The organism is Brevibacillus parabrevis, from assembly GCF_003710905.1.
Lineage (GTDB): Bacteria > Bacillota > Bacilli > Brevibacillales > Brevibacillaceae > Brevibacillus > Brevibacillus parabrevis.
In genome coordinates this window covers 125531-138940 of the sequence record NZ_RHHV01000007.1, presented here as the reverse complement: position 1 = coordinate 138940, position 13410 = coordinate 125531, and the positions used below count along the sequence as shown (strand labels likewise).

14 protein-coding genes and 1 riboswitch are annotated in these 13410 nt (G+C 47.8%); of the genes, 1 reads left to right on the top strand and 13 read right to left on the bottom strand.

The features are described 5' to 3' along the window. Window positions 1–9: 9 nt before the first annotated feature. The 6 genes from EDM60_RS09525 to EDM60_RS09500 all read right to left on the bottom strand — a co-directional run bounded on the left by EDM60_RS09525 (window position 10) and on the right by EDM60_RS09500 (window position 6230). Window positions 10–567 carry a DNA-3-methyladenine glycosylase I gene (locus EDM60_RS09525; protein ID WP_122963769.1) on the bottom strand — a complete coding sequence of 186 codons (558 nt, stop codon included), beginning with the start codon at window positions 565–567 and terminating at the stop codon, window positions 10–12. Between the two features lie 269 nt (window positions 568–836). Further along, entirely contained in the window at window positions 837–1580 is a 744-nt protein-coding gene (gene map, locus EDM60_RS09520; RefSeq protein ID WP_122963768.1) for a type I methionyl aminopeptidase, read from the bottom strand. Window positions 1581–1706: 126 nt separating this feature from the next. Continuing rightward, on the bottom strand, window positions 1707–2516 hold the full coding sequence (locus EDM60_RS09515) for an alpha/beta fold hydrolase (RefSeq protein WP_122963767.1): 810 nt from the start codon (window positions 2514–2516) through the stop codon (window positions 1707–1709). 125 nt (window positions 2517–2641) lie between these two features. After that, window positions 2642–3640 (bottom strand): ABC transporter permease, encoded by a 999-nt coding sequence (locus tag EDM60_RS09510; protein WP_122963766.1) that lies wholly within the window; start codon window positions 3638–3640, stop codon window positions 2642–2644. A 1-nt stretch (window position 3641) separates the two neighbouring features. Beyond that, a complete protein-coding gene (locus EDM60_RS09505) occupies window positions 3642–5132 on the bottom strand; it encodes a sugar ABC transporter ATP-binding protein (protein WP_122963765.1) in 1491 nt (496 codons plus the stop codon). Window positions 5133–5210: 78 nt separating this feature from the next. After that, window positions 5211–6230: a sugar ABC transporter substrate-binding protein gene (locus tag EDM60_RS09500; protein WP_063231736.1), complete on the bottom strand. Its 1020-nt coding sequence runs from the start codon at window positions 6228–6230 to the stop codon at window positions 5211–5213. Window positions 6231–6354: 124 nt separating this feature from the next. After that, window positions 6355–6475, bottom strand: a riboswitch (SAM riboswitch). A 199-nt stretch (window positions 6476–6674) separates the two neighbouring features. Between EDM60_RS09500 and EDM60_RS09495 the strand changes: the two genes are divergently transcribed. After that, window positions 6675–7931: an ATP-binding protein gene (locus EDM60_RS09495; RefSeq protein ID WP_167470266.1), complete on the top strand. Its 1257-nt coding sequence runs from the start codon at window positions 6675–6677 to the stop codon at window positions 7929–7931. 22 nt (window positions 7932–7953) lie between these two features. On the opposite strand, the gene EDM60_RS09490 is transcribed toward EDM60_RS09495, so the two are convergent. The 7 genes from EDM60_RS09490 to EDM60_RS09465 form a co-directional block, all read right to left on the bottom strand. After that, window positions 7954–8208 carry a hypothetical protein gene (locus EDM60_RS09490; protein ID WP_122963763.1) on the bottom strand — a complete coding sequence of 85 codons (255 nt, stop codon included), beginning with the start codon at window positions 8206–8208 and terminating at the stop codon, window positions 7954–7956. A 396-nt stretch (window positions 8209–8604) separates the two neighbouring features. After that, window positions 8605–9126, bottom strand: coding sequence for a hypothetical protein (locus EDM60_RS09485; RefSeq protein WP_122963762.1), 522 nt, complete (start codon window positions 9124–9126; stop codon window positions 8605–8607). A gap of 31 nt (window positions 9127–9157) precedes the next feature. Next, window positions 9158–9859 carry an amidase domain-containing protein gene (locus EDM60_RS09480; protein WP_122963761.1) on the bottom strand — a complete coding sequence of 234 codons (702 nt, stop codon included), beginning with the start codon at window positions 9857–9859 and terminating at the stop codon, window positions 9158–9160. Between the two features lie 167 nt (window positions 9860–10026). After that, the gene (locus EDM60_RS09475; protein ID WP_122963760.1) at window positions 10027–10338 is read right to left on the bottom strand and encodes an aspartyl-phosphate phosphatase Spo0E family protein; all 312 of its coding nucleotides are present in this window, start codon (window positions 10336–10338) and stop codon (window positions 10027–10029) included. A gap of 132 nt (window positions 10339–10470) precedes the next feature. After that, entirely contained in the window at window positions 10471–10620 is a 150-nt protein-coding gene (locus EDM60_RS28510; protein ID WP_167470265.1) for a hypothetical protein, read from the bottom strand. A gap of 2 nt (window positions 10621–10622) precedes the next feature. Continuing rightward, complete coding sequence (locus tag EDM60_RS09470; RefSeq protein ID WP_122963759.1) at window positions 10623–11984, bottom strand: helix-turn-helix domain-containing protein; 1362 nt, start codon at window positions 11982–11984, stop codon at window positions 10623–10625. Window positions 11985–12545: 561 nt separating this feature from the next. Further along, window positions 12546–13268 carry a DUF421 domain-containing protein gene (locus EDM60_RS09465; protein ID WP_122963758.1) on the bottom strand — a complete coding sequence of 241 codons (723 nt, stop codon included), beginning with the start codon at window positions 13266–13268 and terminating at the stop codon, window positions 12546–12548. Window positions 13269–13410: the final 142 nt, after the last annotated feature.

Genomic DNA, 13410 nt, shown 5'->3' with positions numbered 1-13410 from the left:
GCCTGTGCTTTAGTCTTTTTGATACAGATCGCACGTCTTCACGTGGTCATTTACCATCCCTACTGCTTGCATGAACGCATAGCAGATCGTCGAACCGACAAACGTAAACCCGCGCTTTTTCAAATCCTTGCTCAGCTTGTCGCTGATCTCGGTGGAGGCAGGCACATCTTTTAGCTCCTGAAAGTGGTTGTGAATCGGCTTGCCGCCAACAAACGACCAGATGTAGCTGGAAAAGGAGCCGAACTCCTCCACGACCTTGAGAAAGGCGTGAGCATTTTTGACGACGCCCCTGACTTTCAGCTTGTTCCGCACGATGCCCTCATCCTGCAAAAGCTGCTCGATCTTGTCCTCGTCGTACTGCACAATCTTTGCCGCTTCGAAGTTGTCAAAAGCCCGGCGGTAGTTCTCCCGCTTTTTCAGGATCGTGTACCAGCTCAGCCCCGCCTGCGCGCCTTCCAGATTCAAATATTCAAAGAGCAGCCGGTCATCGTAGACAGGCACTCCCCACTCATGATCGTGATAATCCAAATACAACGGGTCCTGATTCACCCAGCCACATCGATTCATCAAAAGGAACCTCCCAGCAAATACGAACATATATTCTTATACAAAGAATATACAATCTTTGGCTATTCTGCAAGTTATTCTTGCTCATTCTCGCAATTTTTCTCCCAAAGCAAAACGGTCATGACCGTTTCGTTGACCGTAAGCGCTCACATCCCATTTCATAAAAAACGTCGAGACGTTTTTCACACAAAAAAGACCCTATCAGCGCAATAGGGCCTCCTCTCTTTGTTCACGCTCGCAAAATCACCGCGCGCGGTGCGGAAAAACGCTCAAGCCGTCAAAATAATCGGCTTGCCGCGCGTTATGACGACGGTGTGCTCGTACTGGGCGGTGTAGCTTCTGTCCGGCGTCACCAAAGCCCAGCCGTCCTTCCCGTCCTGCACATACTCGGCTCCTGTGGAAATAAACGTTTCGACAGCGAGCACAAGCCCGTCCGTCAGCAGCCGTTTGTCCCATTTGTCGTAGTAGTTCAGGATGTCCGTCGGCTCCTCGTGCAAGCTTTTGCCGATGCCGTGGCCTGTGAGGTTTTTGACGACCGTAAATCCTTTTGCCTTCGCTTCATTGTGGACGATGCGCCCGATCTGGCTCAACTTGGAGCCAGCCCTGGCCGAATCCAGCGCCTTGTACAGCGACTCCTCTGCGCATTTGCACAGCGCCTGCTTCACAGGTTCTCCCTGTCCCACGACAACCGAAGCGCCTGTATCCGCAAAGTAACCTTCCAGCTCTGCGGAAACGTCGACATTGACGATGTCGCCTTCCTTCAATACCGTTCCATCGGGAATCCCGTGCGCCACGACATGATTCACGCTGATGCACGTCTGCCCGGGGAAGTCGTACGTCACCTGGGGTGCGGAGCGCGCGCCGTACTTCGCCAAAATATCGCCGCCAATCCGGTCCAGCTCTTTTGTCGTGATCCCCGCCCGAACGGCCTGCAGCATCGCTTCTCTCGCTTCTGCCACGATTCTCCCGATCCGTTGCAAAGCGAGCAAATCGTGCTCATTTTGAATCGACATGTCATTTCCCCCTTCATTAAAATATATGGCCAAAATTTATTTCCAGCTCTGCTCCCATTTATTGGAACACACTTCCGCGCAAATCGCAAATGCCAAAGGCTTGAACCAAACGGCAAGCCAGGCGCGCTAGGCCGGACTGACCACGTACTGTCCTCCCCCTGCCTGCTGCCTGATAAATCCGATCGAGACACGATTGAACTCTTCCGGCTGATCCACATTGACGACGTGGCCGCAATTATCCAGCATGCAAAGCTGGGCGTGCCTTCTGCGGCTTACACACGACTGGACCGAGGGCAAAAACATATAGTCCTCATCTCCCATGATAAACAGCGCGGGAATCGCAGGCTCTTTCGTCAGCAGCCCCGCGAGAAACGCATTGATTCCGTACGTCAGCCTGAACCAGCGCTTGAACTCCTTTTGACAAAGCTTTTTCGCTTCTCTGACAAATAAGGAGCGGGATTCGCGATGGCGTTCCCGCGGCATGATCACCCAGGCAAACAGCTTGTACAGCCACATGTACGGAACGATATGCTTGACGAGATTGCCCAGCGCAATCAAGATTTGCGAGCGCAAGTTCAGCTTCGTCACGGCTCCCGCCAAAACCATCGAGCGTATTTTTTGCGGCGCAAGCTCGGCGATGATCTGGACGATGATCGTGCCCAGCGACACCGCTACGAAATGAGTGGAAGCAATGTTCTCGTGCTTCAGCACCTCAATGATATCTTTGCTGATGTCTTCAAACGTGTATGTAGCCCTGGGCTTCCCCATATGCTGCTTCGACTTGCCGTGACCGCGCAAATCGACGAGGAGAATATTGAAATGCTCTTTGTAAGCTTTGATCTGTTTATACCAGATGGATGAGCTGCCGCCCGCCCCGTGGACGAAGGTTACCCATTCATAGGCATCTCCGCGTATGTACGTCTTATAATGGATCACTTATATCCCCCCAGAGTATTATAGCGGAGGGATGCTGCATGTGAAACATTTTCCATTTTATTGAAAAGAAAAAGGCAGGATGCCTGCATTCCCGCAGCTCCCTGCCTTGCCTGTACAGCCATGTTTTACGCTTTTCTTTTCCTGCGCAACTGATAGTACGTCACCGCAAGAGCAAGCGCCAGTACCGTTCCTTTAATAATATCGTAGGCGTAATACGGCACGTTCAGCATCGTCATGCCGTTCAGCAACACCCCGATCAAAATCGCGCCGACGAACGTACCGAATACGTTCGGCTTGCCCGCGCCGAAAACGGAGAAGCCGACAAACGCGGCCGCCACTGCATCCATCAGCATCGAGCCGCCGCTGCTCACCTGGCCCGTACCGATCCGCGCTGCCAAAAGCATCCCGCCCAGTCCGGCGAACAGGGCAGACAACACATAAGCGAGCGTGCGATAGCGATTCACGGGAATGCCGGAGAGACGCGCCGCTTCCAGATTGCCGCCCGTCATGTACAGCATCCGCCCTTGGCGAGTATACGCCAAATAGACGTGTGTGACCGCGACCAATAAAAAGGTCAAAATGACGGGAACAGGCAGGGATAAAATTTTGCCTTGTCCGAGCCAGAGGAACCATTCCTGGAATTTTCCCGGAGCCATCGAACCATCTTCCAACGGCATGTTGGCGTAAATCGAGTAGCCTTTTGAATAAGTCATATGAAGTCCGTTGACGATGTACAGCATCGCCAGTGTCGCCAGCAGATCGGGAATGCGGATTTTGACGACCAGAAAAGCGTTGACCAATCCGACAATCAGACTGAGCGCGATCGGGACGACCAAAGTGGCAAACACGCCCTGCTCGTACCAGACCATCATGGAAGCCGAAACGACTGTGGTCAACGACACCGTCGAACCGACAGACAAGTCGAAGCCTCCGACAATCAGTGAAAACGTAACGCCAATCGCGACGAACGTTACGATCGAGATGGAACGCAAAATGTCCGTGATGTTGTCGTACGTGAAGAAATACGGATTGGTCAGACTGAACAACAGCATGACGATCACAATTACTGCGACTGTACCGTATTTGTAAATAAAATCAAACAAGCTGAATTTTTTACCTTCCACCTTACTCACCCCCGCTGGCATAATACATCATCGTCTCCTGTGTCGCGTCCGCGCGGCTCAGCTCCTTGACGATTTTCCCTTCAAACATGACCAAAATCCGGTCGGCAATGCCCAATACTTCGGCAAACTCGCAAGAAAAGTAGAGAACGCCCTTGCCCTGCTCCGCCAGCTTTCCAATCAGGCGGTAAATATCGCTTTTCGCCCCGATGTCGACGCCTTTGGTCGGCTCGTCGAACATGAACACTTGCGCATCCGTATCCAGCCATTTGCCAATCGCGACTTTTTGCTGGTTTCCTCCGCTGAGGTAGCCAACCAGCTGTGTGATGTCTGCCGTCTTTACGCCCAGACGGCTCACCAGCTCCCTCGCCTGCTTCGCTTCTGCCCCTCTGCGGACAAATCCGAGCCGCGACCACTTCTCCAAAGCGGAGACAGACAAGTTGTTCTGGACAGATTCCTCGACAAAAATGCCTTCTTTGCGCCGCTCTTCCGGTACGAGGACGATTCCCGCATCAACAGCGTCCTTTGGCGACCGCAGCCGCACCTCTTTGCCGTTCAGCCTGACTTGTCCCGCCTCGGCGGTATCCGCTCCGAACAAAAGTCTCGCCAGTTCCGTCTTCCCGGCTCCAACCAGCCCGACAATCCCGACAATCTCGCCTTCGCGAACGCTCAAATCGGCGCGGCGAACCTTGCCGCCAACCACTCCCGCAGCTTCCAGAAGCACCCCTCCTACAGGCACTTCGACTTTCGGGAACTCTTCCTCGAAGCTTTTGCCCAGCATGTTGCCGATGACCTCATCCATCGTCGTGTGGGACGTATCGTTCGTCACGATCAGTTGACCGTCCCGCATAATCGTGATTCGGTCGCATATCTCAAAAATTTCCGGCAGGCGATGGGAAATGTAGATGATCCCGACACCCGCTTTTTTCAACTGGTCAATGATGAGAAACAGCCGCTCGCTCTCCTTCGTGCTCAACGGAGCTGTCGGTTCGTCAAAAATGACGTACTTCGCTTTTTGCACGGTCGCGCGGGCAATCAGGATCAGTTGCTTTTCGGACAGCGTACATTCCTCGACGAGCATGCGCACAGGGATGGAAAAGCCGAAGCTCTGCAAAATGCTTTCGGCTTCCTTGTGCAAGCTCGGCCAGTTCATGAATCCTTTGCGGCCTGCCGAGACAATCTGATCGAGCAAAATGTTTTCCGTCACGCTCAAGTACGGGATCAGCGCCGTATCCACTTCCTGGTACACGCACTGGATGCCTAAAGCTTTCGCATCCTGGGGCGATTGAATCGACACCTCTTTGCCCTCAATCGTGATGCTCCCCCCGTCAGACTGATACGCGCCCGTCAAAATTTTCATCAAGGTACTTTTCCCCGCCCCATTCGCCCCTAAAAGCGCATGAACCTCGCCAGCCTTGACCTCAAAATCGACCGAACGCAGCGCAGGAACGCCGGAGAACTGCTTCACAATCCCTTTCATCTGCAAGCTGGACACTTTTCGCCCCCCCCTTAAATAAGCAAGATTCCCGTTGACTGATCAACGGGAATAGCCAAATCAACCAGCTCTATATGCTTACTTGCCCCACTCTTTCACGTACTGGGACAAGTCGCCCATTGTCACTTTTTTGTCCTTAGGCAAATCTTCTTGTTTCACCAGCACCGGATTCAGCTTCACGCTGTCTGGCACTTGCTCGCCTTTGATTTTTTGGAAAATAGCCGCTGCGTGAGTGCGTCCGATGTTCGATGGATCTACGGCTGCAGTCGCTGCCCATGGCGAATTTGCTTCCTGGATCAGTTGCAGGTCTTCATCACTCAGGTCGATGCCGTATACTTTGATTTCTGTGCGGCCTGCTTGCAAGATCGCACGGGTTGCCCCTTTGGCAAATTCATCCCAAGATGCCCATACAGCCGTGATGTCGCCTTTGTTCGGATATTTTTTCAGGATGGCTTCCATCTGTGCTTGGGTATCCAGCGCTGTGTTGTTTGTCGCGGAACCGAAAGCGGCGACTTCCTTGATATCCGGATATTTTTTCAGGAACGCTTCATAAGTCACCTGACGTTTTTCCATCGGGGCAAAGCCTGCCACCCAAATTTTCACGATGTTGCCTTTGCCGCCGGAATCTGCCGCCAGCTTTTCCAAGCTCAGCTCTGCCAGCTTGTTGTCGTCTTGCTCGACAATCGGCACGCCAGGCAGCTTGATGTCTGTGTCGAACAGAACGACCGGGATTTTTTTGTCGACAGCTTTTTGCGTACCTTGTTGCAACGCTTCCGCTGTACCGTGGTCGATCAGGATGCCGTCGAAGTTTTGGTTGACCGCAGCGTCAAGATTCGACGCCATTTTCGACAAATCCGTATCTGCGTTGAATACTGTCAGCTCTCCGCCGTTTTTCTCGACTTCCTGCTTCACACCGTTAATGTATTGAGCCGAAAACGTTCCTACATTTTGGCGCATGATCAGGGCAATCCGCTTCGCTTTTTCGCCGGAAGCGCCGTTTGCCGCCGTGTTTTTCGTATCGGCTCCGCCGCCGCACGCGGTCAAGGCCACCGATACTGCCAGTACGAGTGATGTGATAAGGCCCAGTTTCTTTTTCATCGAAAAATCCCCCTTTTTCTTTGTTCCTTGTTGTGCTGCAAGCTGAGGAGGCGACGACCTTCCCTTTCCAAAAGGAAAAGCCTCTTTCAACAGATGAAAGAGGCTTGATCGACAAGATTCGCGCCTCTTATCTGTCAGGTATCGCTACCTGTTGGAGTTAGCACCTTGGCTCGCAAGACATTGATCTTGCCAGCTAGGTTGCCGGGCGTCATAGGGCCATTCCCTCAGCCTTCTCTGGATAAGAGTAGTTATTATTTTCGAAACCTTTGTATTAGTATATAGAGACTATAATCCGTGTTTTACCCATCTGTCAACTAGGTTTTTAAAACTTTTCTCCTTTAAATTTATTCCGCCGCTGCGTCCAAATTTTGGAGGAATCGTGTAGGCTCTTGTCGAAATATCGTAGATTGAAGCAGCCATGCAAATTTGCGATGGGGATGTCCGATGATTCTACTAAAAGAAGTAATTTTGCAGATGTTTTTTGCTCTGACGCCATTTGTCCTGTTCAATATTTATTACCGCGACCGAATGCGCAATTACAGCCGCGCTTTCATTCTTGTGACCAGCTCGATTTGCATGTTTCTGGCCATGACCTTCGCGACCAGCGTCTCGGAAGGCGTGATTTTCGATATCAGGCACATCATCGTATTTTTTGCCCTAGTCTATGGGGGAGTGCGGATCGCGCTGGTCTTGCTGATCGAGTCCGCGCTATACCGCTATTATTTGGGTGGTGAAGGCATCTGGCTCGCGCTGCTTGCCCTGGTTGTCACCTTTTCCATCTCCCTCCTGATGTATCGGCGTTACAAAGCCAGTTATCGGAAAACACTGTATATTTTTTTGACGGGCGCGCTCTTTTCCCTGGTAGCTTTGGGGTTGACCTATCTATACTTTCCCACCTATGTATCCCATCATCCTGCCTACTACTTGTTCGTGATCCCCGTTCAAAACTTTGTCGGAATTTGGCTTTTGTTGTCGCTATTTAGCAAGTGCGTATCCGACAAAGAACTGTTTATTCGACACGCCCAAAATGAAAAAATCGAAACGATGAGCCATGTCGCCGCATCGCTTGCTCACGAGGTGAGAAATCCGCTCACAGCGGTCAAAGGATTTTTGCGCCTGATCCAGGAAAATCCTGAAAATATTACGAAAACCGATCAGTACATCCGCATCAGCATGGACGAAATCCAGCGGACGGAAGCGATCCTGACCGAGTATCTCGCTTTGTCCAAGCCGCTCAAGGAGCGCACCGAGCTAATCAACGTATGCGACCAGCTTTACGTCGTGCGGGAAGTCATGCTGCCTTTTGCCAATATGCACAATGTCGAGCTGGAGCTGCAAGCTTATGAAAAGCCTGTCACGATCCTGGCCAATCCCGACGAGTTCAAACAAGTCTTGGTCAACTTCATCAAAAATGCGATCGAAGCTTGTGAGGAGACGGTCAACGGCAAAGTGTCCCTCTCGCTGTTCATTGAGAAAAGCAACGCCATGCTGATCATCAAAGACAACGGCATCGGGATGGACGAAGGCCAGATCAAACGCCTCGGGTCCATTTATTTCTCGACGAAAACAAGCGGAACCGGTCTCGGGCTTACGTACTCCTATCACGTCATCCACGCGTTCGGCGGGTCGGTAAGCGTGTCCAGCAAGCCAAAAGTCGGAACCAAATTCACGATCACGTTTCCGTATCACGCGCAACCCTAGCCGTCAGTCGAGTGATCTGGGCTTAAACGAGCGACCTGGTCATGAATACTTGCTTGGCCATCACGTCAAAACCCGCCCTTTGCAAAATACGGATGGTCATTTCGTTGGAAGCTGGCAAATTGACCGTGAGGCGATACAGCTCCTTGTCCCATGGCGAAAAGACATGGGCAAGAGCACTTCTGACAATCGCCTCCCGGTCGGCCCGTTCCGGCCTTGCCTCACACTGAAACAGCAAGGCTGTCGTTTGTTTTCCGTTTTCAAAAATCCGTCTGTACAAGGCATAGCCGATTACTTGTTTGTTCTCATCGCGGACGAGTACCGCTTGCGGTCAACAAAACGATCATGACCGTTTTGTTCCGGAAAAATCGACTGGTCACAGATAGCAAAGCCCGTTTTCTCGTACAAAGCGATCGCCCTGTCTTTCTCCCGGATGGCGACCAGTGACGCGCCCCCCGACTACATTTTTTCTCCGCCAAATAGTCAGACGAAAAAGGGAAATATTACATAAAAAAGGCCGCCTGACCAAACCGTTCTGTCAAGCGATCAACAGGGGAGAATTCGCTAACATCGAAAAATCAGAAACATGATTTACCAAGGTGTTTGAAATTTAAAAGGGTATCTCTAAAGCCGAAAAATTGACTTTGAGACACCCCCTTTGATTCGTAATACCCCTTTATTCTCTTGTGTCCTTAGTTGTGTCACTTAATTCCATTTTTTCTTGCTCGAATTCGTCAAGTAATTCTTGTGCAGACTTACCAGTTGTCAATTTCGCATTTCCCGAAAGCTCATTTTCCATTCGTTCAATGAGTTGTTTTCTTTTCTCGATCGCTTCCAAAACCTTGATAACTTTTGGATCATTGAAATCCACCTCTTCAACATTTTCGCCCTTATAAGAGTTTTCATGAATGAGCGTCATTTGTTTGAAGGCGCTCAGTTTCCTTTTTAAAACTTCTTCAGGATCTTCGGGATGTAGCTCTTTTTTCAGTTTACCAACTTCCCACGATAAATCTTTTACCTTTTTTTCCTGTTTGTCAGTATACTTCTTATCCAAGATTTCTTCTTGTTCTTTGAATTCCTTCTCCATTTGGGCTAGACGTTGTTGTTTATCGGCATATGCGTCAACCCCGATGATGCCTAAACTCAGGGAAGCTGCAGCAGACAAAGTTACTACTAGCAACTTATTCAGCTTACGCATAAAATCATCTCCAATTGACAAAAATCTGTCCTTATTTTTTTATCTCTATGGTAATTACATACGCACCACCATAATCAAGCCATTCGCTTAACCGCAAATCTGTTCCCCAATAATAATCTTCATCATTAACAGAATGTTGCGCCATATATACATCACCATCTTTGAACTTGTGTACGACTTGTGAGTGTACTGTCCTTCCGTTTTCATCGACATATTGAACAATATCACCAGTATTTAAATCTTGATAAATATCATCAAAATTCTCTTGTGCATCCTGAACTGAGTACTTTTTAGCTTGATAAGCAAATTCCCCTCCAGAGCCATTCACTACAGCCCAATGCTCCCGAAATTGATGAGCGCCGGTCCAAGATGATGTGCGTGATTTTTTATCATTCGTATTTTTAGGAACATGTGGACCGTAATAGTACCAATCCTTTTCATTCCTATTGTAACCAATCTTCCCATGAAACCCCAGACCTCCACCTTCATGTAATACCTGAGAGACAAAGTTTGTGCAATCGCCGCCATCGCCGTTGCTTCCGTAATTTGCGTAATTTTTGTTTCCTGGTCGCTCAGCATACTTTTCAGCATATTTTTTTGCTTCGCTACGATCGTACTCTTTATTGGTTGAGGAACTATTAGTAAACAAAGTTTCTGCTGCCATCGCTTGTCCAGTCACTAAGGTGGATGCTAGGCACACAAGTGTTAGTGACTTTTTTAAAACCTTTTTCAAACAAGCTCATCTCCTTGAAATAAATAAACTTTCGAATCTTCAGCGTACAAAAATTGTCCTGTAGTAACCTTTTATTCAAAAGTATGGATTTTTATTGTGTAGAGAGAATTCTTCATTAAAAAACCACGTTAAGGGAAGAATCCCCGTTTGGCCGGACCCCTAGACTATTAAATCACACTTTTTTGCATCATTTTTGATTGAATTACCAGAATGTACTGATCCAACTGCTGGCTTAATTCCACGACTTTATCATCCAACAAATCATTCTTCTCTAAATACAATTGAACCAGCTGTTCGCGCAATTGTTCCACCATGTTTTTCAATTGAATGATATCGTGACAAGTTCCTCCTTCCCGATCTAAAGGTGGCGTGGTACATTTACTTATAGGAGCTGTAACTGCTCCTCCTGTGGGCGTTCCTTGAACCTGGCGAATGGGTGGGACGCCCTTTTTATAGGCAATAGCTCCTATAATTATCACCTTCCTTTTTTTAACATAAAATACAATTACAACTATACAATGTTATCCTAAAAAAACCGTTGATAGAAAAACAGGAAAAAAGCACCCCTTTTTGTTTGGGATGCTTTTTCAAATCCTTTATCAAAACGCTTTTTAGCCTCCTACGCCGTGATGATATTGAATAATTGTAGAAGATGAAATAGTAGAAATGGATAGCGATTCGCTTTCTTTAGAAGCCTGGGCAACATTGGAAAACAACCCAATACTTACAATCACAGCTAATAAAACAAAAAATCTTTTCATACTCACACTCTCCCTTCTAAAATGGCTTGATAGCGATCTTTTTGCTCGTTTGATGCATGGGGCAAGTGTTTCCAAAACTTTGTGATACAACGTTTGAAGCCATGATAATAGGCCATTTTGTCAGAGAAATCTAAGCATAGCAGTAACTCATCTATCGCTTGTGAGGTGCGTCCTTTTCTAAAGTCATATTCGGACTTTTGATCCCAAAAGTGAAAATTCTGACTCAAATTAATTGGGTTCTGATGATCATGGAAGCTGGATAGATGAGCAGAAAAATGATCTAGCAGCTCATCTATACAAAAACCATGCTGATTAGCTGCTTCAATGATGGTCAACATGCCGGGAAGAATCTCATTTGGATGTTCCGTTAAGAAATCAACATACTCTGATAGGAGATTCAGGTTTCCCTTTTTTAAGCCAAGTCCATATAAATTGGCCCTTCCCCAGACATTGAATTTCTTTACTTCTTTATATCCTATCTCATCCAACAGTTCAAACCAGCTAAGATCCGTATATTCGTGCACATGCTTTTCTGCTTCCTCATATTCTTCTTGCATAGTTAGAGCGATTCCTTTTAGCAAGGAACTTTGCCCATAATATACGACTAGATGACGTTCCGTATCTAATCTTTCCTCGGTTTTACCGATGTCTTTCTTGCGTAGCTGATCCTGATAAACTGCAATAGCTAGAGTTCGTAATTCGTCTGCATATTTCTCAACATCTTTCCATTTCTGCAACGTGTAGCACGCATTCGCTAGCTGTAGCAACGCATCCAATTGAAGATTTTCAGATAATCTGTTCCTGTAGGGTTCAAACCGTATGATTGCTTTCCAGTTATCTTCGGCATTTGCCCCTTGTACCGCACGAAATAAGCGATATTGGCTGATCACAAATAATTCAGAATGACTATCTTTTTCCGTTTCAATCACGAACTGATAAAAGGGGACAGACGAAGCTTTTTTCCCATTTTGAAATAATTCCTCTGCCACAGTGAAGAGAATGGAAACACTTTTGGGCTTCTCTAGTAATTTGGAGACAACCGCTTCAATGCAATCCTGCCGCCCAAGCTCAGCGCATCGAACCAAATAAGGTACCAAACGCGGCCGCGAGATTCTATCTTCGGAGATACATTCTTCCGGGTACAACTCATACAACCATCCAGGAGGTTGACCAAAAACCATTGCCATTGCGTCAAGTTGGCCAATCGTAATGGCACGCGGCGGATTGCTATTTAAAATCTCACTCAGATGACCTGGATTAACACCGCTTAGTTCACTGAGTTTGCTAAGTGTATATCCGTTCTCTCTCATGTTGCTATGAATTTCAGAACGAATTGACTTTAGCATCGCTTTGCTTGTTCCCATACGAAAAGAACTCCTCCTTAGTCATATACACAAGAAACGTATAACTTCTTTTATTTTACGATATTTTGATTTTTTGTAAATATATTCCTATACAGCGCTACTTAGCACTCAGGTACCACAATTTGCTTTGAGCTACCTGTCAAAAAGCACACTTTATGACACATTGGAAATCTGCTTCTCTCAACATGTCATAAAGTGTGCTTTTTTTGAAACATTTCAATTCATTGATATACTCTTTGCAATAGAATGTCGAAGGGAGTAACAAGGTGAAGATAGGATACGCTCGTGTTTCTACGAAAGATCGAAATCCTCATTTGTAAACCGCCGTAACTTCTCAGAAGATTGATGCAGCCATACGCGATATTTTGGATCAATATAATACACACTGAACCTACCTAAACTATGGGGAGACGGGAAGAAGTGAGTATGGCGGAAGCCACTTGAATGAGCAATGTCAGTACCTGTTTAATTGCTGGGGTCATAGCGTTGATTTTTTCACCATCACATGACCCGTTTTCACACGTATCCCGGCTGTACCCGCAGCGAGCCTTACCCCTCCCCCTAATGATGAACGGGCGGCACTTGTTGCTCGTTCTTCGGATGTTTTTCAAAAAACAGCAAATCGTTTTGCCGGTTCAATGTAGCTAAAAATACTTGCTCAACCGCGACGCCGCTTTTATGTAGCTCCTGCAAAAGCCAGTTTTCATCCCGCTCGCGATAGGTCAACACTTCTGCGCATATTTTCCCCTCGATAATCACAGGCAAGGAAATGCCTGTCGAAGCCGTCTTGATTTGCAAATCTTGTCTCGTCACGGTCTGCTGTGCCGATTTTTTCAAGACCGTCAAACGCCCGTTGGCCTCGATAATCGCCATATCAATCTCGGCGAGATCGAAAATATCTTTTTCCCGCAGCATTTGCAGCACGTTGTCGAGGGAATAGCGGATTTTTTTCAGCTGATCGACGAGAAACTCGCCGTTGTAATAAACAACCGTCGGCTCAAACGTGACCATTTTTCCAAAGCGCCTGGAAACGACCGACCATTGCGACACGATTCGTTGCAGCACGCCCAATGTCACAATCGCTACAGCTATGGGGATATGGTGGACGTTCGGTTCGGCGATATCGGCCCCTGCCACAGAGCCTAACGTGATGATCACCATAAAATCAAAAACAGGCAGCTCGCCAATCGAGCGTTTTCCCATGAATAGCGTCACAATCAACAATAGCGGCAAAATCGAGCAAACCCGCCCGATCACGATCAAGCTTTCACTGAACAGCTCCACCCACTTGTGCCCCCTGCTCTATGCCTTTCTTCATTTTACTATGTAAAGTTTTGGAAGCAATTATACAAGTTCGCCGATCAAGAAAGGCCGTTTCCCGATTTCCCGAGCTGACGGCCTTGAAAAAGACGTTGCTATTTTCATA